Annotated in this window: 22 protein-coding genes; 6 read left to right on the plus strand and 16 right to left on the minus strand. The window is 72.4% G+C overall.

The window, feature by feature from the left end:
- Positions 1 to 68 precede the first annotated feature (68 nt).
- From ACFP3R_RS02635 to ACFP3R_RS02645, 3 genes are all read right to left on the minus strand, one after another.
- Positions 69 to 545, minus strand: coding sequence for a Dps family protein (locus ACFP3R_RS02635; RefSeq protein WP_380632317.1), 477 nt, complete (start codon positions 543 to 545; stop codon positions 69 to 71).
- A gap of 15 nt (positions 546 to 560) precedes the next feature.
- Positions 561 to 983, minus strand: coding sequence for an organic hydroperoxide resistance protein (locus ACFP3R_RS02640; RefSeq protein WP_380632318.1), 423 nt, complete (start codon positions 981 to 983; stop codon positions 561 to 563).
- A 114-nt stretch (positions 984 to 1,097) separates the two neighbouring features.
- Positions 1,098 to 1,658, minus strand: coding sequence for an NADPH-dependent FMN reductase (locus ACFP3R_RS02645; RefSeq protein WP_380632319.1), 561 nt, complete (start codon positions 1,656 to 1,658; stop codon positions 1,098 to 1,100).
- Positions 1,659 to 1,737: 79 nt separating this feature from the next.
- Between ACFP3R_RS02645 and ACFP3R_RS02650 the strand changes: the two genes are divergently transcribed.
- A complete protein-coding gene (locus ACFP3R_RS02650) occupies positions 1,738 to 2,805 on the plus strand; it encodes an alpha/beta hydrolase (protein WP_380632320.1) in 1,068 nt (355 codons plus the stop codon).
- Positions 2,806 to 3,015: 210 nt separating this feature from the next.
- On the opposite strand, the gene ACFP3R_RS02655 is transcribed toward ACFP3R_RS02650, so the two are convergent.
- Positions 3,016 to 4,464, minus strand: a complete 1,449-nt coding sequence (locus ACFP3R_RS02655) for a catalase (protein WP_380632321.1) — start codon at positions 4,462 to 4,464, stop codon at positions 3,016 to 3,018.
- Positions 4,465 to 4,494: 30 nt separating this feature from the next.
- Positions 4,495 to 4,917, minus strand: coding sequence for a Fur family transcriptional regulator (locus ACFP3R_RS02660; protein WP_380632322.1), 423 nt, complete (start codon positions 4,915 to 4,917; stop codon positions 4,495 to 4,497).
- 85 nt (positions 4,918 to 5,002) lie between these two features.
- Between ACFP3R_RS02660 and ACFP3R_RS02665 the strand changes: the two genes are divergently transcribed.
- Positions 5,003 to 6,178 (plus strand): MFS transporter, encoded by a 1,176-nt coding sequence (locus tag ACFP3R_RS02665; RefSeq protein ID WP_380632325.1) that lies wholly within the window; start codon positions 5,003 to 5,005, stop codon positions 6,176 to 6,178.
- A 39-nt stretch (positions 6,179 to 6,217) separates the two neighbouring features.
- On the opposite strand, the gene ACFP3R_RS02670 is transcribed toward ACFP3R_RS02665, so the two are convergent.
- The 3 genes from ACFP3R_RS02670 to ACFP3R_RS02680 all read right to left on the minus strand — a co-directional run bounded on the left by ACFP3R_RS02670 (position 6,218) and on the right by ACFP3R_RS02680 (position 10,051).
- Positions 6,218 to 7,651 (minus strand): gluconokinase, encoded by a 1,434-nt coding sequence (locus tag ACFP3R_RS02670; protein ID WP_380632328.1) that lies wholly within the window; start codon positions 7,649 to 7,651, stop codon positions 6,218 to 6,220.
- A 70-nt stretch (positions 7,652 to 7,721) separates the two neighbouring features.
- The gene (locus tag ACFP3R_RS02675; protein ID WP_380632329.1) at positions 7,722 to 8,789 is read right to left on the minus strand and encodes an aspartate-semialdehyde dehydrogenase; all 1,068 of its coding nucleotides are present in this window, start codon (positions 8,787 to 8,789) and stop codon (positions 7,722 to 7,724) included.
- Complete coding sequence (locus tag ACFP3R_RS02680; protein ID WP_380632331.1) at positions 8,786 to 10,051, minus strand: aspartate kinase; 1,266 nt, start codon at positions 10,049 to 10,051, stop codon at positions 8,786 to 8,788. Before ACFP3R_RS02680 ends, ACFP3R_RS02675 begins: the two co-directional genes overlap by 4 nt.
- Before the next feature lie 99 nt (positions 10,052 to 10,150).
- Here ACFP3R_RS02680 and ACFP3R_RS02685 point away from each other — a divergent pair, with 99 nt between their 5' ends.
- Positions 10,151 to 11,350, plus strand: coding sequence for a hypothetical protein (locus ACFP3R_RS02685; RefSeq protein WP_380632333.1), 1,200 nt, complete (start codon positions 10,151 to 10,153; stop codon positions 11,348 to 11,350).
- Entirely contained in the window at positions 11,350 to 11,916 is a 567-nt protein-coding gene (locus ACFP3R_RS02690; protein WP_380632335.1) for a nitroreductase family protein, read from the plus strand. The genes ACFP3R_RS02685 and ACFP3R_RS02690 overlap by 1 nt, the downstream gene beginning before the upstream one ends.
- A gap of 157 nt (positions 11,917 to 12,073) precedes the next feature.
- Here ACFP3R_RS02690 and ACFP3R_RS02695 read toward each other — a convergent pair whose 3' ends face one another.
- Complete coding sequence (locus ACFP3R_RS02695; RefSeq protein WP_344034236.1) at positions 12,074 to 12,373, minus strand: hypothetical protein; 300 nt, start codon at positions 12,371 to 12,373, stop codon at positions 12,074 to 12,076.
- Positions 12,374 to 12,598: 225 nt separating this feature from the next.
- Between ACFP3R_RS02695 and leuA the strand changes: the two genes are divergently transcribed.
- Positions 12,599 to 14,389, plus strand: coding sequence for a 2-isopropylmalate synthase (gene leuA / locus ACFP3R_RS02700; RefSeq protein ID WP_380632337.1), 1,791 nt, complete (start codon positions 12,599 to 12,601; stop codon positions 14,387 to 14,389).
- 111 nt (positions 14,390 to 14,500) lie between these two features.
- On the opposite strand, the gene ACFP3R_RS02705 is transcribed toward leuA, so the two are convergent.
- Positions 14,501 to 15,100: a TetR/AcrR family transcriptional regulator gene (locus tag ACFP3R_RS02705; protein ID WP_380632339.1), complete on the minus strand. Its 600-nt coding sequence runs from the start codon at positions 15,098 to 15,100 to the stop codon at positions 14,501 to 14,503.
- Between the two features lie 70 nt (positions 15,101 to 15,170).
- Between ACFP3R_RS02705 and ACFP3R_RS02710 the strand changes: the two genes are divergently transcribed.
- Positions 15,171 to 15,734 (plus strand): TIGR03086 family metal-binding protein, encoded by a 564-nt coding sequence (locus ACFP3R_RS02710; protein ID WP_380632341.1) that lies wholly within the window; start codon positions 15,171 to 15,173, stop codon positions 15,732 to 15,734.
- A gap of 40 nt (positions 15,735 to 15,774) precedes the next feature.
- Here the strand turns inward: ACFP3R_RS02710 and ACFP3R_RS02715 are convergent, their stop codons facing one another.
- From ACFP3R_RS02715 to ACFP3R_RS02740, 6 genes are all read right to left on the minus strand, one after another.
- A complete protein-coding gene (locus ACFP3R_RS02715) occupies positions 15,775 to 16,131 on the minus strand; it encodes a DUF6204 family protein (RefSeq protein WP_380632342.1) in 357 nt (118 codons plus the stop codon).
- A 54-nt stretch (positions 16,132 to 16,185) separates the two neighbouring features.
- The gene (locus ACFP3R_RS02720; protein WP_380632344.1) at positions 16,186 to 17,331 is read right to left on the minus strand and encodes an ABC transporter ATP-binding protein; all 1,146 of its coding nucleotides are present in this window, start codon (positions 17,329 to 17,331) and stop codon (positions 16,186 to 16,188) included.
- Complete coding sequence (locus ACFP3R_RS02725; RefSeq protein WP_380632346.1) at positions 17,328 to 18,326, minus strand: ABC transporter ATP-binding protein; 999 nt, start codon at positions 18,324 to 18,326, stop codon at positions 17,328 to 17,330. The genes ACFP3R_RS02720 and ACFP3R_RS02725 overlap by 4 nt, the downstream gene beginning before the upstream one ends.
- A gap of 6 nt (positions 18,327 to 18,332) precedes the next feature.
- The gene (locus ACFP3R_RS02730; RefSeq protein WP_380632348.1) at positions 18,333 to 19,259 is read right to left on the minus strand and encodes an ABC transporter permease; all 927 of its coding nucleotides are present in this window, start codon (positions 19,257 to 19,259) and stop codon (positions 18,333 to 18,335) included.
- On the minus strand, positions 19,256 to 20,260 hold the full coding sequence (locus ACFP3R_RS02735) for an ABC transporter permease (RefSeq protein ID WP_380632349.1): 1,005 nt from the start codon (positions 20,258 to 20,260) through the stop codon (positions 19,256 to 19,258). Before ACFP3R_RS02735 ends, ACFP3R_RS02730 begins: the two co-directional genes overlap by 4 nt.
- A 69-nt stretch (positions 20,261 to 20,329) precedes the next feature.
- Positions 20,330 to 22,009 carry an ABC transporter substrate-binding protein gene (locus ACFP3R_RS02740; RefSeq protein ID WP_380632351.1) on the minus strand — a complete coding sequence of 560 codons (1,680 nt, stop codon included), beginning with the start codon at positions 22,007 to 22,009 and terminating at the stop codon, positions 20,330 to 20,332.
- Positions 22,010 to 22,214 lie beyond the last annotated feature (205 nt).

A 22,214-nucleotide genomic window follows, 5' to 3' on the forward strand; every position in this document is an offset into this window, starting at 1 on the left:
CCGGGGAACTCCGCGGAGCGCGGCGCGGCCACCGGGTCGTCCCGGTGACCGCGCTCCGCCGCTCGGGGTCAGGCTTGCTGGGCCTGCCACATCCAGTGCGCCTGCTCCAGGTTCCTGGTGATCTCGATCAGCAGGTCCTGGCTGACCAGGTCGGCCTTGTCGACCTCGTCGATCCGCGCGCGCAGCCGCTCGATCAGCGTGGCGAGGGCGGTCACGACCGCCGCGACGACGTCGGCCTCCCGCAGCCAGTCGTCCGGGAACTCGGGCACGCCCGAGCCCGCGGCCACCGTCCCGGCCTTGCCGTTCGGCGAGATGCCGAGCGCGGCGGCCCGCTCGGCCACCTCGTCGGTGTAGGTCCGCGCGGTGGTCACCAGCTCGTCGAGCTGGAGGTGGACGCTGCGGAAGTTCTTGCCGACCACGTTCCAGTGCGCCTGCTTGGCGACCAGCGACAGGTCGATCAGGTCGACCAGGGTGGCCTGCAGGACCGCTCCCACCGCGGCCTTGTCGGACTCGGACAGCGGGCTGGTGATCGGGCTCTTGCTCATTGCCTGACGCCTCCTTCAGACGGTGGCGGTGACGGCCACCTCGATGTTGCCGCGAGTGGCGTTGGAGTACGGGCAGATCCGGTGCGCCGCGGCGACCAGCTGGTCGGCCTGGTCCTGCTCGACCCCCGGGAGGTGGGCGACGAGCGCCACGCCGAGCCGGAAGCCACCGGTCTCGTCGCGGCCCAGGTCCACCTTCGCGGTGATGCTCGTCTCGCCGAGCCGGACCTTCGCCTGGCCGGCGGCGACCTTCAGCGCGCTGTGGAAGCAGGCCGCGTAGCCGGCCGCGAACAGCTGCTCCGGGTTGGTCTTGTCGCCACCGGGGCCGCCCAGCTCCTTCGGCGTCGCCAGCTGCTCGTCGAGCACGCCGTCCGACGACCGGACCTCGCCGTTGCGCCCGTCGCCGACCGCGACGGCTTCCGCCGTGTAGAGCACCTGCATCTGACGCTCTCCTCTGAGCTGGTGGTTGGTCCCGCGAATAGTTCCAACACCCGGCCGGCGCCGTTCCACACCGGGTGGTGCGGCAGCTCACGCCCTCGGGGAAGTCCTACCCCCTCAGTCGGCCCTCGACACGGCGAACTCGGTCACCTGTCGCCCGATCGTGCGGAGCTGGTCGGCCACCGAGGGCGCCGAGCAGCCGCCGTCGGCGTCGAAGTCGACCTCCTGCGAGTTGACCGCCGCGCCCAGGGGCGTGGGCCAGCCGCGCAGGGCGTGCACGATCGACCGCAGCGCGGTCAGCGTGGTCACCGACGCCTGCCAGCCCATGGCCGTGGCCACGCAGCCGACCGCCCGGCCGTCCAGGTACGGGCGGCCGTCGCCGCGCAGGTCCTCGATGTAGTCCAGGGCGTTCTTGACCAGGCCGGACACCGTGCCGTGGTAGCCGGGCGAGACCAGCACCACGCCGTCGGCCACGCGCAGGGCCTCGACCAGCCGGTCGGCGTTGTGCGCGCGCTCGGGGACCGCCGGGTCGTAGAACGGCAGCACCAGGTCCGGCCCGCAGACCTCGATGGTCTTGGCGCCCGCCTCGGCCGCGCCGGCGAGCGCGATGCGCATGGCGCGCTCGGACTGCGAGTTGGGGCGGAGCGAGCCGCCGATGCCCACCACGGTGACCGTCATGGTGACCGATACTGCCACTTCGACCTAGGTCGAGGTCCACTCCTCGCCTACGGGTCTACCCGCTAGTAACGTGGTTCTCATGTCGAAGCTCGCCGAATCCGTGCCCTCCGGCGTCCTCGCCGGCGCCCTGCGCTTCGCGTTCGGGCTGCCCGCTCCCCTGCGGCGGCTGGTCGCCGGCCGGCCGATCACCGTGGACGGCCAGCGGCTGCACCCCGAGGCCCAGCTCCTGCTGCGGTTGCAGCAGCTCAGCGGGGAGGACTGGCGGACCACGTCGCCCGCGGAGAACCGCCTCGGGCTGACCCGCAGCAACCAGCTGGTGTGCGGGCCGGTGATCGACGGCGTGGCGGTGCGCGCGCTGTCCGCGGACGGCGTCGGGGCCCGCTTCTACGAGCCGACGGACCTGCCCGGGGGCTCGCCGCTGCTGGTCTTCTACCACGGCGGCGGCTGGGTCAGCGGCGACCTCGACAGCCACGACAACCTGTGCCGGTTCCTGGCCGTGGAGGGCGGCGTGCGGGTGCTGGCGGTGGACTACCGGCTCGCGCCCGAGCACCCGTTCCCGGCCGCCGCGGACGACGCGCGCACCGCGTTCGAGTGGGCGGTGGCGCACGCCGGGGAGCTCAAGGTCGACGCGCGGCGCATCGCCCTGGGCGGCGACAGCGCGGGCGGGAACCTGGCCGCGGTGACCGCGCTGGAGGCGGGCGAGGTCAAGCCGGTGTTCCTGCTGCTGTTCTACCCGGCGGTGGACGCCTCGGTGCGGCGGCGGTCGCGCGACCTGTTCGGCCGCGGGTTCTTCCTCACCGACGAGAAGATGGACTGGTTCCTGGACCACTACGCGCCCTCGCGCGAGTCGCACACCGACCCGAGGCTGTCGGTGCTGCTGGCGGAGGACCTGAGCGGCCTGCCGCCGACCTACCTGGCGACGGCCGGGTTCGACCCGCTGCGCGACGAGGGCGAGGCGTTCGCCGCGAAGCTGGCCGAGCAGGGCGTGCCGGTGGTGCTGCGGCGGCACCCCGGGCTGTTCCACGGGTACGCCAACATCCTCGGGGTCGGCGGGGTGTTCCGGGAGGCCGTGGCCGAGGCGGTGGGCTCCCTGCGCACCGGGCTGGCCCTGGCCAACGCGCGGCAGGACGTGCAGGAGACGGCCTAGCCACCGGGGCGGCCGGACCGGGGCCGCACCGGACCGGACCCAGCCGCACCGCACCGGCCACCGCACCCGGCACGACGTCGCGGGACGTCGTGCCGGTTCGGCTTCCCGCACGGCGGCCGCGGGAACGCCTGCCGGGAACGCCAAGAGGCCGCCCGGTACCGGATCCGGGCGGCCTCACCTGGCAGGGCTAGTTGCCGGGCTCGTGGTGGATCACTTGCCGAAGGCGGCGGCGATCTTGTCGCCGGTCTCCTTGTCGATGCTGCGCCAGTACCCGAAGACGCGCTCCAGCACCGGCTCGGACACCCCGTTGGACGCGTGCGCGACCACCGTCCGCACCAGGCGCTCGCGCTGGGCCTCGTCCATGACCTCGCGGATCAGCGTGCCCGCCTGGCCGAAGTCGTCGTCCTCGGCGTGCAACCGGTAGGCCGCGCGCACGGCCTCGTCCTCGACGCCGTAGGTCGTGGTGACCTCGCCGGCCGCCGCGGCGGAGGCGTGCGGGCCGCCGTAGGAGTTGGGCGCGTACACCGGGTCGACCGCGTTGGCGAACCGCATCGCGCCGTCCTTGGAGTACGAGCGCACCGGCGACTTCGGCCGGTTCACCGGCAGCTCGTTGTAGTTCGCGCCGATGCGGTACCGGTGGGCGTCCGGGTAGGAGAACATCCGGCCGACCAGCATCTTGTCCGGTGACGCGCCGATGCCCGGCACCAGGTTGGTCGGCTCGAACGCGGCCTGCTCGATCTCGGCGAAGTAGTCCGCCGGGTTCCGGTCCAGCACCAGCCTGCCGACCTCGATCAGCGGGTAGTCGCCGTGCGGCCACACCTTGGTCAGGTCGAACGGGTTGAACCGGTAGGTCGCGGCGTCCGCGTACGGCATGACCTGGACGTGCAGCGTCCAGGACGGGAACTCGCCGCGCTCGATCGCGTGCCACAGGTCGGCGCGGTGGGCGTCGGCGTCCTCGCCGGCGATCCTCGCGGCCTCCTCCGAGGTCAGGTTCTCGATGCCCTGGTCGGTCTTGAAGTGGTACTTGACCCAGGACTTCTCGCCGGCCGCGTTCTCCCACAGGTAGGTGTGCGAGCCGTAGCCGTTCTGGTGGCGCCAGGTCTTCGGGATGCCCCGGTCGCCCATCAGCCAGGTGACCTGGTGCGCGGTCTGCGGCTGGAGGGTCCAGAAGTCCCACTGCATGTCGTGGTCGCGGCGGCCGGTGTCGGCGCGGCGCTTCTGGGACCGGATGAAGTCCGGGAACTTGATCGGGTCGCGCAGGAAGAACACCGGCGTGTTGTTGCCGACGAGGTCGTAGTTGCCCTGCTCCGTGTAGAACTTCAGCGCGAAGCCGCGCGGGTCGCGCCAGGTGTCGGGCGACCCCAGCTCGCCGGCCACGGTCGAGAAGCGCAGCAGCGCCTCCGTCCGCGCGCCCGGCTGGAACAGCGCGGCCTTGGTGAAGCGGCTGACGTCCGCGGTCGTCTCGAAGTGGCCGAACGCGCCGCCGCCCTTCGCGTGCACGACCCTCTCGGGCACCCGCTCGCGGTTGAACTGGGCGTTCTTCTCGATGAGGTAGTGGTCCTGCAGCAGGATCGGCCCGTTGGCGCCGAGGGTCAGCGAGTGGTCGTCACTGGCGACCGGGATGCCCGCGTTGTTCGTGGTGTGACGCGCTTGGGTCACGCTTCCAGCTCCTTTTGTGGGGTGCGGCAGTCAGCGCCCTTGCCCCTGGCAGTCGGGGCAGAGCCCCCAGAACAGGATCTCGGCCTCGTCCACGGCGAAGCCCTCCGCGGACGCGGGCTCCAGGCAGGGCGCGGAGCCGTGGACGCAGTCGACGTCCGCGGTGCGCCCGCACGCCCGGCACACGAGGTGGTGGTGGTTGTCGCCGGTCCGCGTCTCGTAGCGCGCCGGGGAACCGGCGGGCTCGATCCGGCGCAACAACCCGGCCCGCGCGCACGCGTTCAGCACGTCGTAGACGGCCTGCGTGGACACGGCGCCCAACCTCGCCCGCACGCCCTCGGCGACCTGGTCGGCCGTGGCGTGCGGGTGTTCCGCGAGCCAGTCGAGCACCGCGAGCCGGGGCGCGGTCACGCGCAGCCCGGCGTCCTTGAGCAGCTCACGAGGTCCTGGGGTCATGGCCCCACCACTACACCACGCTATTTTGAATCAGTCAAGAAAACGAACCGTTAAAGTCCTTGCCCGGTCGGGTGAAGATGACCACGTGGACGTCGCCCCCTACCTCACCGTCCTGCGGACCCGACGCGTCCCCTCTTTCCTGCTGTTGATGCTGGTCGCGCGCGTACCGGCGACGGCGGCGGGCATGACGATCACCATGCACGTGCTGCTCGGCCTGGAGCGCGGCTACGGCGCGGCGGGCCTGGTCGGGGCCGCGAGCACCATCGGCATGGCGATCGGCTCGCCGCTGATGGGTCGGCTGGTCGACCGGCGCGGGCTGCGGGCGATGCTGTCCGCGTCGATCGTCACCGAGGGCGTCTTCTGGTTCGTCGCGCCGGGGCTGGACTACCCGCTGCTGCTGGTCACGTGCTTCCTCAGCGGCACCACCGTGCTGCCGCTGATGTCGCTGGGGCGGCAGGTCCTCACCGCGCTGGTGCCCGAGGAGCACCGGCGCACGGCGCTGGCGATGGACTCCATGGCGGTCGAGGTCGCGTTCATGGCCGGCCCGGCGCTGGGCGTGGCGGTGGTGACGCAGGGCTCCGGCCGCACCGCGATGTGGTCGATCGGCGCGGCGATGGTGGTGTCCGGGGTGGTGCTGTGGGTGGTGGACCCGCCGGTGCGGCACCGGGACGAGGACGGGGCGCGCGTGCCGGTCCGGCGGCGGCTCGACGGGCGGCTGCTCGGCGTGCTGCTCAGCGCGGGCGGGTCGATCCTCGTCATCGCCGGGGTCGAGGTCGCCGTGGTGGCGTCCATGCGCGAGCTGGGCCTGACCTCGTGGACGGGGGCGCTGGTCGCGGTGATGTGCGCGGCGTCGCTGGTCGGCGGCTTCGTCTACGGCGGGTTGCCGCGCGTGCCGCCGCTGTGGGCGCTGATGGGCTCGATGGGGCTGCCGGCCGTGCCGATCGGGCTGTTCACCGGCTCGCCGTGGCTGCTGGCCCTGGCGGTGGCGCCGGTGAACCTGCTGTGCGCGCCGGTCGTCACCGCGACCGGCGAGGCGATCACCCGGCTCGCGCCCGCGTCCGCGCGGGGGGTGGCGCTGGGGTTGCAGGGGTCCGCGATGACGCCGGGGGTGGCGGTGGGGCAGCCGTTCACCGGGTTCGTGATCGACCGTTCCGCGCCGGGGTGGGGGTTCGCGGCGGTGGGCGCGGGCGCGGTGGCGATCGCGGTGGTGGCGCTGCTGCTGGAACGACGGGGGGTGGCGGATCGGGCGGTCGTGGCGTGATGCCGGCGGGCCCCGCGCCGGCGGAGCGCCACCCCGGCGCTACACCAGCTCGCGCAGCGCCCGGTAGAGGCGCTCCACCCCGGGACGGGCCGCCGCGTAGTACCGCACCGCCCCCTCGTCCGGCCGGATCACCTTGGTCGGCTTGACCAGGTCCGCCGCCGAGGTCAGGGACGACAGCTCGCCCAGCGCCCGCCACCCCAGCAGCGCCGCGCCCACGCCCGACCCCTCGCTGTCCTCCGCGACCTCCAGCTCCAGCCCCAGCGCCGAGGCCAGCACGGTCGCCCACAGGTCGCTGCGGAACGCGCCCCCGGTCACCCGCACCGCGTGCACGTCCGCCACCGACCGCACCGCGTCCAGCACCAGCGCCAACTGCTGCGCCACGCCCTCCACCAGCGCCCGGGTCACCTCGGCGCGCCCGTGCTCGCGCCGCAGCCCGACCACGACCGACGACGCGTCCGGGTCCCACCACGGCGCGCGCTCACCCAGCAGGTACGGCAGGGCCGTCACGCCCGCCGCGCCCACCGGCACCGCGGCGGCCTCCTCCAGCAGCGTCACGACGTCGGCCCCGAACGTCTCCTCGGCCCACTGCGCGACCACGCCGCCGTTGCTCACCGCGCCGCCCAGCACCCACAGGCCGTCGGCGATGGCGTAGCAGAAGACCCGGCCCCCGGCGTCCACGCCCGGCTGGTCGCGGACCACCCGCAGCGCGCCGCTGGTGCCCAGCGACACCGCGGCCACGCCCGGCACCACCGCGCCGACCCCGAGGTTGGCCAGCGGCCCGTCGCCGCCGCCGAGCACGACCGGGGTGCCGCGCACCAGGCCGGGCACGTCGAGGACGAGCGGGAACCAGTCGGTGGGCGCGTGCAGCTCCGGCAGCCGGTCCGCGGTCACCCGCGCGTACGCCAGCGCGCCGGGGTGCCAGGCCAGCGACCGCAGGTCCATCAGGCCGGTGGCCGAGGCGGACGAGTGCTCGGTGGCCAGCCGCCCGATGAGCCTGGCCGCGACGTAGTCCTTCAGCCCGCACCACCGGTCGGCGGCGAACCCCCGCTCGGCGAACCAGGCCAGCTTGACCAGCGGCGACATGGTGTGGACCGGGGTGCCGGTGGCGCGGTGCAGCTCCAGGCCCGCCTCGGTGCCGCGCAACCGGGCGGTCTGCTCGACGGCGCGGTTGTCGGCCCAGCTCAGCGAGGGCGTCACCGGGCGGCCGTCGGGCCCCAGGCCGAGCAGCGTGTGCATGGCCCCGGTCAACGCCAGGGCGCGCACGTCGTGCCCCTGCGCGGCGACCTCCCGCAACCCGGTCAACGCGGCGTTGAGCACCTCGTCCGGGTCGTGGGTCGCCTCGCCGGAGGGCGTCGTGCGCATCGGGTAGCCGTGCTCCGCGGACGTCACCACGCCCGCGTGCCGGTCGACCGCGATGACCTTGGTCGCCGTCGTACCCAGGTCGATCGCGAGCACCACCTCAGCCATGGTCATGAACCTACCTGCCCGCGAACGCGCGAACGCCCCCGCGCCGGGAGGGCGCGGGGGCGTTCGACGGAGGGCCTCAGAGCCGGGTCGCCAGCTCCTCCGCGATCTCGTAGGTGTTCAGCGCCGCGCCCTTGCGCAGGTTGTCCCCGCACACGAAGAAGTCCAGCGTGTTCGGGAAGTCCAGCGCCTGCCGCACCCGACCCACGTACGTGGGGTCCTCGCCCACCACGTCCGCCGGCGTCGGGAACCGCTTCTCCGCCGGGTCGTCCACCAGCACCACGGTGGGCTGCGCCGAGAACAGCTTGTGCGCCTCCTCCACGGTCACCTCGCGGGCGAACGTGGCGTGCACCGCCAGCGAGTGCGTGGTCACCACGGGCACGCGCACGCAGGTCGCCGACACCTTCAGGTCCGGGATGCCGAGGATCTTGCGGGACTCGTTGCGGACCTTCAGCTCCTCGCTGGTCCACCCCTCGTCCTTCAGGGACCCGGCCCACGGCACCACGTTGAGCGCCAGCGGCGCGGGGAACGGCGAGTCGGACACCGGCAGGCCCGCCGCGTCCAGCACCTCCCGCACGTCGCCCGCCCGGACGCCGACCTCCTTGCCCGCCAGCGCCGAGACCTCCGCGTACAGGCGGTCGACCGCCTCCTGCCCGCCGCCGGACGCCGCCTGGTACGAGGCCACGACCAGCTCGCGCAGCTCGTACTCGCGGTGCAGCGCGCCCAGCGCCGCCATCATCGACAGCGTGGTGCAGTTCGGGTTGGCGATGATGCCCTTGGGCCGGTTGACGACCTCGTCCGCGTTGACCTCGGGCACCACCAGCGGCACCTCGGGGTCCATCCGGAACGCGGCCGAGTTGTCCACCGCGACCGCGCCGCGCGCCACCGCGACCGGGGCCCACTCCGCGGACACCGCGTCCGGCACGTCGAACATGGCGACGTCGACGCCGTCGAACACCTCGGGCGCGAGCGCCAGGACGGTCAGCTCCTCGCCGCGCACGGTGATCTTCTTGCCCGCCGACCGCGGCGACGCGACCAGCCGGACCTCACCCCACGGCACGGACTCCCGGCCGTTGATGATGTCGATCATGACGGTGCCCACGGCACCGGTGGCGCCGACCAGCGCCAGGACAGGACCAGTGCTCATCGCCCGCTCCCCGCGTACACCACGGCCTCCTCGTCGCCGCCCAGCTCGAAGGCGTCGTGCAGGGCCCGCACGGCGTCGTCGAGCTGCGTGTCGCGGCAGATGACCGAGATCCGGATCTCCGAGGTGGAGATGATCTCGATGTTCACCCCGGCCGAAGCCAGGGCCTCGCAGAACTGGGCGGTCACGCCGGGGTGCGAGCGCATGCCCGCGCCGACCAGCGAGACCTTGCCCACGTGCTCGTCGTAGAGCACCTGGTCGAAGCCGATCTCCTCGCGCGCCTTCTCCAGCGCGGCCACGGCGCGGGGGCCGTCGTCCTTCGGCAGGGTGAACGTCACGTCGGTGCGGCCCGACACGGCCTGCGACACGTTCTGCACGACCATGTCGATGTCGAGCTCCGCCTCGGCCACGACGCGGAAGATCCGCGCCGCCATGCCGGGCAGGTCGGGGACCGCGGTCACGGTCACCTTGGCCTCGGACCGGTCGTGCGCGACGCCGGTGATCATCGCCTGTTCCACGGGAAGGTCCTCCACTGACCCGGACACGATGGTCCCGGGCTTGTTGCTGAACGAGGATCGGACGTGCACGGGGACGCCGTACCGACGGGCGTACTCGACGCAGCGGAGCATGAGCACCTTGGCCCCGCTCGCCGCCATCTCGAGCATCTCCTCGTAGGTGATGGTCTCCAGCCGCTTGGCGTTCGGCACGATGCGCGGGTCGGCGCTGAACACGCCGTCCACGTCGGTGTAGATCTCGCAGACGTCGGCCTTCAGCGCGGCCGCCAGCGCCACCGCGGTGGTGTCGGTGCCGCCGCGGCCGAGCGTGGTGATCTCCTTGCTGTCCTGGCTGACGCCCTGGAAGCCCGCGACGATGGCGATGGCGCCCTCGGCCAGCGCGTCCTGGATGCGGCTGGGCGTCACGTCGATGATGCGCGCCTTGCCGTGCACGGACGTGGTGATCACGCCGGCCTGCGAGCCGGTGTAGGAGCGCGCCTCGGCGCCCAGCGAGCTGATCGCCATCGCCAGCAGGGACATGGAGATCCGCTCGCCGGAGGTGAGCAGCATGTCCATCTCGCGGGCGGGCGGCACCGGGGACACCTGGCGCGCGAGGTCGAGCAGCTCGTCGGTCGTGTCGCCCATCGCGGACACGGCGACGACGACGTCGTTGCCCGCCTTCCGGGTCGCGACGATGCGCTCGGCCACCCGTTTGATCCGCTCGGCGCTTCCCACCGAGGAACCGCCGTACTTCTGGACGACGAGCGCCACAGGACCTCTCCTCCCAGGTGCGAAAGCCCAGTTCTTCGGGAGAGTACCCGGCCCGAGGAGTGGACAGCGGGCACCGTGACCCCCACTACGCTCGTCGCCGTGGCAACCCTGGAGGCCGTGCACGTGGAGCCGGAGGACGCGTCGTCGCCGCGCGAGCGGCTGGCTCGGGCGGCCAGACACCGGGTGGTGCTGTTCCTGGCACCCGCGGCACTGTTCCTGCTGGTCCGGGAGCTGGGCCTGCTGGCGCTGCGGTTGATGGCCGACCGGTGGGACAGGGACGTCACCAAGGCGCTCACCTCGTGGGACGGGCAGTGGTTCCTGGGCATCGCCGGCGGCGGGTACGGGGGCGTGCCCGGCGGCCTGGTGGACGCGTTCGGGCGCCGCTCGGCGGAGACGCCGCTGGCCTTCTTCCCGGGCTACCCGGCCCTGGTGCGGTGGGTCGACGCGCTGCCGGGCGTGGGGACGGTGGGCGCGGCGTTCGCGGTGAGCCTGGTCAGCGGGCTGGTCTGCGCCCACGGGTTGGCGCGGCTGGGTTCCTCGGTGTTCGGCGGGTCGCGGCGGGCCGGGCTGGTGCTGGTCGTGCTGTTCGCGGCGTCGCCGATGGCCGTGGTGCTGTCCATGACGTACTCGGAGGCGACGTTCTGCGCGCTGGCGGCGTGGTCGCTGGTCGGCGTGGTGGAGCGGCGCTGGCTGCTCGCCGGGCTGTGCTGCGCGGGCGCGGGGCTGGTGCGGCCCACGGCGGGCGCGCTGGTGCTGGCGGTGTGCGCGGCGGCGGCGCTGGCGGTCTGGCAGCGCCGCGACGGGTGGCGGCCCTGGGTGGGCGGGGCGCTCGCGCCGCTCGGGCTGGCGGGCTACCTCGCCTACGTCGCGGTGGTGACCGGGCGCTGGGACGGCTGGTTCGCGGTGCAGCGGGCCGGCTGGGACTCGCGGTTCGACGGCGGGGCGGCCACCGGGAAGTTCGCACTGCTCGTCCTGGGCGACCCGCGGTCGGTGCTGGAGCTGGCCACGGTGTGGTTCCTGGTGGTGGCGCTGGGTCTGGTGGCGCTGGGCCTGCGGCGCGGGCTGGAGTGGCCGCTGGTGGTGTACGGGGCGGGGGTGCTGGTCATGGACCTCGGGTCGAACGGCCTGATGAACTCCAAGGCGCGGCTGCTGCTGCCCGCGTTCACGCTGCTCGTGCCGGTGGCCCTGGCGCTGGCGCGGCGGCGCACCTCCACCGCGGTGGTGGCGCTGGTCGGCCTGTCGGTGTTCGGCGCCTGGTTCGGCGCGTACGCGATCACGGCCTGGAGGTACGCGATCTGATGGACCTCAACCCGCTGATCGCCGCCCGGTGGAGCCCCCGGGCGTTCGACGCGACGGCCGAGGTGGCGCCCGAGGTGGTCCGGCTGCTGCTGGAGGCGGCCCGGTGGGCGGCCTCGCACGGCAACACCCAGCCCGCGCGGTTCCTCGTCGGGTACCGCGGGGACGACACGTTCGAGCGGGTCTTCGGGGCGCTGCGGCCCGGCAACCGGACGTGGGCGGGGCGCGCCTCGGTGCTGCTGGTGGGCGCGGTGGTGACGGCCGACGAGCGCGGGCCGCTGCCGAACGCGGAGTTCGGGCTGGGGCTGGCGGTGCAGAACCTGGTGCTCCAGGCCGTCGAACTCGGGCTGGCCACGCACCAGGTGGGCGGGTTCTCGCCGGAGGAGCTGCGGACCGCCTTCGGCATCCCGGAGGACGTGCGGCCGGTCGTGGTGGTCGCGGTCGGGGTGCTCGGGGACCCCGACGCACTGCCGGCGGACCTGGCCGCCCGGGAGCGGCGGGAGCGCGTGCGCAAACCGCTGGCCGAAACGGCTTACACGGGTGAATGGGGTCGCCCGGCTTTCGGGTGACCCCGTTCGCGGTAGCCGTTTGTCGGTCGTCATTCGTTCCGGCAGTCATTCGTCCCGGCGGTCATTTCCCCGCGGTTCGGGAAAACGCCGAGGGCTCCCGCCGCAGGGGGGAGGGCGGCGGGAGCCCAAGACGTGCTCGCGGTCGGTCGGACCCGGGTTACCGGGCGACGACCCTCGCGAGCAGGTTGGCGACGACGAGCCAGAAGATCGCCGCCAGGCCGTAGTTGACGATGAGGTCGAGGTTCGCGTTGCCCAGCTGGAACAGGCCGGGGAAGAACAACGCGAGCGGCTCGGCCAGCTGCTGGATGAACTTGAAGAGCGCGTTGGCCGGGTTCGCCCCAAAGAGGTTCATCAGGATGTAGATGACCTCGATGAGCGCGAACACGGCGCCAACACCGTGGATCACCCGGGCAGCGGTGTAGCTGCCGCTGCGCGTTGAGGTTCGCCATCTGGACATGTCAAGAGATTGCCCTCGCCACGATCGAGTGAAACTCCTCCGGGTGAAGTTCCACCATCTGGGCGCTCGGTTCCACGTCACCCGGCAATGTGGTTAACCTAGTGGACATGGCACGCGGCCTCCTGCTTCGCCGCCGTGACGGGGTCTGACCAGACCGGCCCCCCGTCGCGGGACCGAGTGTTGCCGCCGGTCGTTCCCCCCACGACCAGCAGGAGAAGCCCCGCCATGACCAGCAGCCCCGACGCCCACACCTCCGGGACCAGCCGCATCCGCACCCCGGCCCGCCCGGTCGAGGGCGCGCCCGCCTGGAACCCGCAGCGCGGCACCTCGATGCCCGTCCACCGCTACCGGCCCTTCCACGAGGTCGTGGAGGTCGTCGACCTGCCCGACCGCACCTGGCCGACCAGGCGGATCGAGAAGGCGCCCCTGTGGTGCGCGGTCGACCTGCGCGACGGCAACCAGGCGCTGATCGACCCCATGTCGCCCGCGCGCAAGCGCAAGATGTTCGACCTGCTGGTGCGGATGGGCTACAAGGAGATCGAGGTCGGCTTCCCGGCCGCCTCGCAGACCGACTTCGACTTCGTCCGCGAGATCATCGAGGACGGCGCCGTCCCGCCGGACGTGACCGTCCAGGTGCTGACCCAGTGCCGGCCCGAGCTGATCAGCCGGACGTTCGAGGCGCTGCGCGGCGCGCCCAGGGCGATCGTGCACTTCTACAACTCCACCTCGGTGCTCCAGCGGCGCGTGGTGTTCAAGGCAGACCGCGAGGGCGTCAAGAAGATCGCCACCGACGCGGCGCGGTTCGCGCTGGAGCAGGAGCGGCTGTACCCGGAGACCGAGTTCCGGTACGAGTACTCCCCCGAGTCCTACACCGGCACCGAGCTGTCCTACGCGCTGGAGGTCTGCGACGCGGTCTCCGGGGTGATCCGGCCGACGCCCGAGAAGCCGCTGATCATCAACCTGCCCGCGACCGTCGAGATGGCCACGCCGAACGTGTACGCCGACTCGATCGAGTGGATGTCGCGGAACCTGGCGCGCCGCGAGTCGATCATCCTGTCGCTGCACCCGCACAACGACCGGGGCACCGGCGTGGCGGCGGCCGAGCTGGGCTACCTGGCGGGCGCGGACCGCATCGAGGGGTGCCTGTTCGGCAACGGCGAGCGCACCGGCAACGTGTGCCTGGTGACGCTGGGCATGAACCTGTTCAGCCAGGGCGTCGACCCGCAGGTGGACTTCTCCGACATCGACGAGATCCGCCGCACGGTCGAGTACTGCAACCAGCTGCCCGTGGCCGAGCGGCACCCGTACGGCGGCGACCTGGTGTTCACCGCGTTCTCCGGCTCGCACCAGGACGCGATCAAGAAGGGCTTCGAGGCCCTGGAGGACGCGGCCAAGGACGCCGGCCAGCACGTGGACGACTTCCCGTGGGAGGTCCCGTACCTGCCGATCGACCCGAAGGACGTCGGACGCACCTACGAGGCGGTCATCCGGGTCAACTCGCAGTCCGGCAAGGGCGGCGTGGCGTACCTGATGAAGACCGAGCACCACCTGGACCTGCCCCGGCGGTTGCAGGTGGAGTTCTCCCGGGTCATCCAGGAGGTCACCGACACCAACGGCGGCGAGATCAGCCCGAAGGACATGTGGGACGCGTTCTCCACCGAGTACCTGGACCCGACGGCCCCGCTGAGGCTGCTGCGCCAGAAGGTCTCCGGCGACGGCAGCGGCCACGAGCGGATCACGGCCGTCGTGGTGGTCGACGGCGAGACGCAGGAGATCACCGGCACGGGCAACGGCCCGATCGCCGCGTTCGTGGACGCCCTGGCCACGATCGGGTACGACGTCCGGGTCCTCGACTACTCGGAGCACGCGCTGTCGTCGGGCGACGACGCGCGGGCGGCCGCGTACCTGGAGTGCGCGGTGACCGACCGCGTGCTGTGGGGCGTGGGGATCGACAGCTCCACGGTGTCGGCGTCGCTGCGCGCGGTGGTCTCGGCGCTGAACCGGGCCAACCGGTAGCGGTCACCGTCGTTCCCGGCCGCCCTCGGGCGGCCGGGAACCGCCCGGGTTCCGCCCCGGCGCGGGCCGGTGGGATTCGGGCCCGGCGACCGACAGCGTGGACCGGCGAGTTCAGGACCCGGCGGCCGACAGCGGGGCCAGCCGGCTCCGCACGGCCGCGCGGGCCCGCTCGTAGGCGCGCGGGTCGTCGTGCAGGACGGACCGGGTGTTGGCCAGCTCCAGGAACGCGATCAGCTCGAACGCCAGCTGGTCCGGGTCCGTCACCCCGGGCACGGCCGCGGCCGTGTCGCTGATCAGCCCGTGCCACCGGGCGCCCAGCTCGGCGACCTGGTCGCGCACCCGGCCGGGTCGCGCGTCAAACTCGGCCTGCACCGCGTGGAAGAAGCACCCGCCGGGGAAGGTGCGCCCCTCCGAGTAGGCCAGCCAGCCGTCCAGCAGCAGGTCCAGGCGCCCGGGGCCGGGCGGCTCGGCCAGCGCCGGGTCCACCACCTGCCGGACGAAGATCGCCGCCGCCGCGCGCACGGTCGAGAGCTGGAGCTCCTCCTTCGACCCGAAGTGCGCGAACACCCCGCTCTTGCTGACCTCCAGCTCGGTCGCCAGCCGCCCGATCGACAGGCCCTCCAGGCCCTCGACCGACGCGATCTCGGCGGCCCGCCGCAGGATCTGCCGCCGCGTCTGCTCGCCGCGCTCCACCCGCCCGTCCACCTTCACCCGTCCACGCTAACCCCTTGACCCCCGGCAAACTAATTGTACGATCGTTCGTACAACTTGAGGGGGAAGCATGAACCTGCTGGAGCTGAACCGCGCGGCGCTCGACCTGACCCTGGAGCTGTGGGCGGAGCTGGACGAGGAGCACCTGGGCCTGCCCACGCCGTGCGCCGGCTGGACCGTCCGCGAGCTGATGGGCCACCAGGTCGAGGTGACGGCGGGCTTCGCGGCCGCCGCGCTCGGCACCGCGCCGGGCGGACCCGCGAGCGACGACGCGCTCGTCGCCTACCGGGCCGCCGCCGACGCGGCGACCGCCGCGTTCCGCGCGGACGGCTTCCTCGACCGCACCGCCGTCTTCCCGGGTTTCGGCCCGCGCCCGGCCCGGGAGCTGGTGGCCGCGCACTTCGTCGACAACCTGGTGCACGCCTGGGACCTGCGCCGCGCGCTGGGCGTCGACGCCGCCCTGGACCCCGGGCTGGCCGGCGCCGCGCACCGGATGGCGCTGCGCTACCCGACCACCCCCGACGTCCGGGGTCCGGGCGCCCCGTTCGCCCACCCCGTCGGGGTGCCGGAGGACGCGCCCGTCACCGACCGCCTCGTGGGCCTGCTCGGTCGCTCGCCGAGCTGGCCGGCGTGAGGGGGACCGGGGGCGTCGACGAGGGGGGAGGCGCCCCCGGTCAGCGCTTCGGCCGCCGGACCTTGATCAGGTCCACGTCGGTGACCGAGGCGCGCAGGTCGCGGAAGTCGACGCCGTGGCGCTCGACGGCGCGCTCGTCCGGGCCGACCTCGGCGCGGAGCTCGACGCGGAAGCTGAAGAAGTCCAGCGACCGGTCGTAGGTCAGCGCGCCCTCGGCGGTGAAGCCGTTGGTGAGCGCGTCGTGCCGGTCGACCGCCGCCAGCAGCCGGGCCCGGCCGGCGTCGTCCAGGTCGGTGAACCGACCGCGCACCAGGACCCGGTAGGTGTGCTCCACCACGTGCTCCTCCCCCGCGGGTGGACCCGCGGCACCGGCCGCCATCGTGGAGGAGCCCGTCATCGCCGGGCAAGCGAAAAAAACGGGGGCGCCCCCGGTGGGGCGCCCCCGTCCCGACTACGGGTTCAGTACCTCGGTCACCGAGGCCGGGCCGAGCGACGAGGCGTCGGGCGAGAGGCCCTCCTCCTCGACCAGCACCGGCTCCACCTCGTGCGGCCTGATCGTCCCGGCCAGGATGTCCTCCGCCCAGTGGCACGCCACCCGGTGGCCGGGCACCACCTCGCGCAGCGCCGGCCGCTCGGTGTCGCACCGGGTCTGCTGCCGCCACGGGCACCGGGTGTGGAACCGGCAGCCGGACGGCGGGTTGGCGGGCGAGGGCAGGTCGCCGGTGAGCAGGATCCGCTCCCGGCGGTCCTCCACCAGCGGGTCCGGCACGGGGATCGCCGACAGCAGGGCCCTGGTGTACGGGTGCAGCGGCTGGGCGTACAGGGCGTCCGAGGTCGCCTCCTCCACCAGCCCGCCCAGGTACATCACGCCGACCCGGTCGGAGATGTGCCGCACCACGGCGAGGTCGTGCGCGATCACCAGGTAGGTGAGGCCGAACTCCTCCTGGAGGTCCTCCAGCAGGTTGACCACCTGCGCCTGCACCGACACGTCCAGCGCGGACACCGGCTCGTCGGCGATGATCAGGTCCGGCTCCACGGCCAGCGCCCGCGCGATGCCGATGCGCTGCCGCTGACCGCCCGAGAACTCGTGCGGGTACTTGCGCAGCGAGTTCACGGGCAGGCCGACCGCCGACAGCAGCGTGCGCAGCCGCTTGCCGGTGGCCTCCCGCCCCTTGTCCAGCCCGTGCGCCCGCAGGCCCTCGACCAGGAGCGACTCCACGGACTGCCGCGGGTCCAGGGACGACATGGGGTCCTGGAACACCATCTGCATCCGCCGCCGCATCCGGCGCAGCGACTCGCCCTTGAGCCCGACGAGGTCCGTGCCGTCGAACACCACGCGGCCCGCGGTGGGCTCGACCAGGCGCAGCATCCCGCGCCCGAGGGTCGACTTGCCGCAGCCCGACTCGCCGACGAGGCCGTAGGTCTCGCCGCGCCGGATGGTCAGGTCCACCCCGTCCACGGCGTAGACGTGGCCGACCGTGCGGTCCACCACGAAGCCGCGCTTGATCGGGAAGTGGACCTTCAGCCCCTCGACCGTCACCAGCGCCTCGCCCGCGGCCACGTCGCCGGTCGCGGTCGGCTCGACAGCCGCGGTCATGCGGGCACCTCCTGTGCGGCGGGCGTTCCCGGCAGCACCGGGTTGTGGCAGCGCAGCGCCCGCAGGTCGGCCCGCTCCAGCGCGGGGGTCACCTCGCGGCACACCGGCAGCGCGTTCGGGCAGCGCGGCGCGAACGCGCACCCCTGGTCCCACGGGATGTTGTCCGAGACCGAGCCCTTGATCGGCACGAGCTTCTCGCCGCGCGGGGCGTCGAGCCGGGGGATGGACGCGAGCAGGCCGTGGGTGTACGGGTGCCGCGGCTCGGCGAACAGCGGGTGCCGCTCGGCCTCCTCCACGACGCGGCCGGCGTAGAGCACGTTGACCTCGTCGCACAGGCCGGCCACCACGCCGAGGTCGTGCGTGATCATGATCAGCGCCGTCCCGGTGTCCCGGACCAGCTCCTTGAGCAGGGCCAGGATCTGCGCCTGGATCGTCACGTCCAGCGCGGTGGTCGGCTCGTCCGCGATGAGCAGCCGGGGCCGGCACGCCAGCGCGATGGCGATCAGCGCGCGCTGCCGCATCCCGCCGGACAGCTGGTGCGGGTATTCCGTCAGCCGCCGCCGGGGGTCGGGGATGCCGACCTTGTCCAGCAGCTCGGCCGCCTCCACCATCGCCTTCTTGCGCGGCATGTCGCGGTGCCGCTCCAGCACCTCGGTCACCTGCAACCCGATCGGGATCACCGGGTTCAGCGACGACAGCGGGTCCTGGAAGACCATGCCGAGGTCGCGGCCGCGGCGGTCCCGCATCTCCCGGTTGCTCAGCTTGAGCAGGTCGGTGCCCTCGAACTTGACCGAGCCGGTGACCTTGTTGCCCCGCTGGGGCAGCAGGCCCATGATCGCCAGCGAGGTCACGGACTTGCCGCAGCCGGACTCCCCGACCAGGCCCACGGTCTGCCCGGGGTCCACGTCGAAGGAGACGCCGTCGACGGCGTTGAACGGTTCGGAGCCACGGCGCTGGAACACCACGCGCAGGTCACGCACTTCGAGCATCGCCACCGAGGATCACCTCCTGTTCTTCGGGTCGAGGGCTTCGCGCAGCGACTCGCCGAGCAGCGTGAACCCGAGCGCCACGATGATGATCGCGATCGCCGGGTAGAACGCCAGCTCGGGCCGGACGTCGATCCAGCGCTGCGAGTTGCCCAGCATCAGGCCCCACTCCGCGCGGTCCGGGTCGGGGTCGCCGAGCCCGAGGAACGACAGCGACGCGGCCTCGATGATGGCGGTCGCCAGGGTCAGCGTGGCCTGCACGATGACCGGGCCGAGCGAGTTCGGCAGCATGTGCCGGAACACGATCGTCCTGCGCTTCACGCCCAGGGCGGTCGCCGCCAGGACGTGGTCGCTGTGCCGCTGCGCCAGCATCGCCCCGCGCAGCAGCCGGGCGAAGATCGGCACCGTGGTCACCGCCACCGCGATGATCACCGTGGTCTGGCTGCCCCGGCTGGCCAGCGCCGCGATCGAGATGGCCAGCAGCAGGCTCGGGATGGACAGCATGATGTCGGTGAACCGCATCAGCCAGCTGTCCACCCAGCCGCCGAAGGCGCCCGCGGCGCCGCCGATCAGCATGCCGACCACGAGGCCGAACAGCGTCGCGCCCACGCCGACGATCAGCGACTGCTGCGCGCCGACCAGCAGCCGGCTGAAGAAGTCGCGGCCCAGCTCGTCGCTGCCCAGCAGGAAGCCCGGCATCGGGCCCGGGATGAAGTCGGCGCGCAGGCCGTCCACCAGCTCCGGGTACCGCTGGTAGGGGTCCTTGGGCGTGATGAAGGGCGCGACCACCGACAGCACCACGAACAGCAGCACGATCGCCGCGCCGATGATCGCGACGGGGCTGCGGGCCATGCGCTTGAGCGCGTCGGCCGCCAGGCTGGTGCCCGCGGTCTCGGCCAGCTCGTCGACCCGCCGCTTCTTGCGCTTCAGCAGTGTCGTCATGACGTCCGCACCCTCGGGTCGATGATCGCGTAGGAGATGTCGACCAGCAGGTTCACCAGGACGTACACCACCGCCGCGAGCAGCAGCAGCGCCTGGAGGCGCGGGTAGTCGCGGCGTTCGATGCCCTGCGCGAGCAGCGAGCCGAGGCCACCCCACACGAACACGCGCTCGGTGAGGACCGCGCCGCCGAGCAGCAGGCCGGTTTGCAGGCCGATGGTCGTGGACACGGGCAGCATCGCGTTGCGCAGCACGTGCCTGCGCCGCACGACCGGCGCCTGGAGGCCCTTGGCGTTGGCGGTGCGGACGAAGTCCTCGTTGAGCACGTCGAGCACGGACGCCCGGGTGATCCGCACGATCACCGCGAGCGGGATCGTGCCCAGCGCCATGGCCGGCAGCACCAGGTGCCACAGCGCGTCGGCCGAGGCGTCCCACTCCTGGGTGAGCAGGCCGTCCAGCACGGCGAAGTTCGTGATGTGCGTCGCGTCGATCGTCACGTCCTGCCTGCCCGACGGCGGGAACAGGGCGAGGTCCTGCGCGAACACCTGCTTGAGCAGGATGCCGAGGAAGAACACCGGGACCGCGACGCCGACGAGCGTGCCGATCACGGTGGCGTTGTCGAGGAAGCGGCCTCGGTGGCTCGCGGCGAGGTACCCGAGCGGGATGCCCAGCACCACGGCGAACAGCAGCGCCGCGAGGGACAGTTCGATGGTCGCGGGCAGTGCCCGGCCGATCTCGGCCAACACCGGCTCACCGCTGATCAGGGAGCTGCCGAAGTCCCCGGTGAGGACGCGGCCGAGGAACCTGAGGTACTGGATGAACACGGGCTGGTCGAGCCCGAGCACCTTGTTGAGCGCCTCGATCTTCTCCGGGGTGGCCTTGTCGCCGAGCAGCGCGCCGGCGGGCCCGCCGGGCAGCAGGCGCAGCCAGGCGAACACCAGCAGGGAGAGGATCAGCAGCGTGGGGATCGCCTGGAGCAGGCGACGGACTATGAATCGCAGCATGATGGAAACCCCTTGGACAGCAGTGGTGGCGCCCGGGTCGCGGGCGCCACCACCGGCCGTCCAGTCGGATCAGCCCTTGCTCACCGTGTCGAAGCGCTCGTCGGTGAGCGGGCTGGGCACGAGGCCCGAGATCTTGCTGCTCACCACGATCGCCGGCGGCGAGTGGGACACGGGGACCGCGGGCAGGAACTTGCTCATGAGGTCGCGGCTGACCTGCTTGTAGGCTTCCGCGTGCTCGTTCTGGTCGACCACCGCGTCGGCCGCGGAGATGGCGTCGAACAGGGCCGGGTCGTTGAAGCCGAACTCGGCCTTCTCGCGGCCGAAGAACGTGCCCACGAAGTTGCCGGCGTCGTTGTAGTCACCGGTCCAGCCGAGCAGGTGCAGGTCGTGCTTGCCGAGCTTCTGCACGTCGTCCTTGTAGCCGCCGTTCCACGGGCGGGACACGATCTCGACGTTGACGCCCGCGGCCTTGAGGTCGTCGGCGATGACGGCCGCCAGCTCGGTCGGGTTCGGCATGTACGGCCGGGAGACCTCGGTCGGCACGTAGAACTTCAGCGACAGGCCGGTCGCGCCGGCCTGCGCCAGCAGGTCCTTGGCCTTGGCCACGTCGTACGGGTACTGCTGGACGTCGTCGGCGTAGCCCGCCACCGTGTCCGGCATGAACTGGGTGGCCACCTCGGCGCCGGTGGGCAGCTTGGTCTTGACCAGCTGCTCGCGGTTCACCGCGTACGCGATGGCCTGGCGGACCTTCAGGTCCTTCAGCGCCGGCGTGTTGGCCCCGTTGATGCCCAGGTACAGGATGTTGAACGCCGGGCGCGGGGTGACGTTGAAGCCGTCGGTCTTGAGCGAGTTGTAGTCCGCCGGGCTGGGCAGGTCGTAGCCGTCGATCGTGCCGGCCTTCAGCTCCTGCTTGCGGGCGTTCTCGTCCGGGATGATCTTGAAGATCAGCTTGTCGAGCTTGGCCTTCTCACCCCAGTAGTCGTCGTTGCGGACGAGGGTGATCGTCTTGTTGGCCCGGTCGTAGCTCTCCAGCTTGAACGCGCCGGTGCCCGTCGGGTGCTCGGTCGCGTAGGCCGGGTAGCTGAACGAGTCGCCGGACTGCTGCACGTTGTCCGCGTCGTACTGCTTCAGCGCGTCCGGGCTGGAGATGGACAGCGAGGTCAGGCCGAAGGCCGCCGGGAACGCGCCCTTGTACTTGTTGAGGTTGAGGACGGCGGTGTGCTCGTCGCTCGCCTCGCAGGACTTGTAGACCGGGTCGCCCGCGGCGTCGCCCTCGTTGTTGGCGAAGCCCTCGAAGACGTCGCCGTAGTAGATCATCTGGCTCTGGGCGGCGGCGCCCTTGATGTTGAACCAGCGGTCGAAGTTGAAGCAGACGGCTTCGGCGTTGAACGCGGAACCGTCGTGGAATTTCACATTTTTCCGCAGTGTGAACGTCCACGACGTGCCGTCGGCGTTCGGTTCCCACTTCTCGGCCAGGCCGGGCGCGAGGTCGGCGGTGCCTCGTTTGTACGTGATGAGGGTGTCGAACATCTGGCGGATGGGCCGGAAGCTCTCGCCGTCGTCGTTGAAGATCGGGTCGAAGTTCTTGGGCTCGCCCGCGGCGCCGAAGACCATGGTGCCGCCGGTCTGGCCGGTCCCGGCGTCTTCCCCCCGCTCGGATTGCGCACAGGCGGACAGTGCGAGTACGGCGACGCCGGTCAGGCCGATCGCGGCCGTCCAGCGGCGTCGTGCCGTTCGGGAATGAACCATCAAACACCCCTATGGAAATCCGCTATCTCTCGGTGTGGTGAGGGACCCTAACCGGTCACCACAACCCTTCTGCGGCAGCACAGGTCACGATCCGGCCACGTGGTCTCGTATTCTCGTACATCCGGTTGACCCGCGCTGACCCAACGTGACCACGGCTGATCGGGCAAACGCTCTCCTACGCTGTACAACGGACAACGGAAACCCG

The organism is Saccharothrix lopnurensis (assembly GCF_042658445.1).
GTDB lineage: Bacteria > Actinomycetota > Actinomycetes > Mycobacteriales > Pseudonocardiaceae > Actinosynnema > Actinosynnema lopnurensis.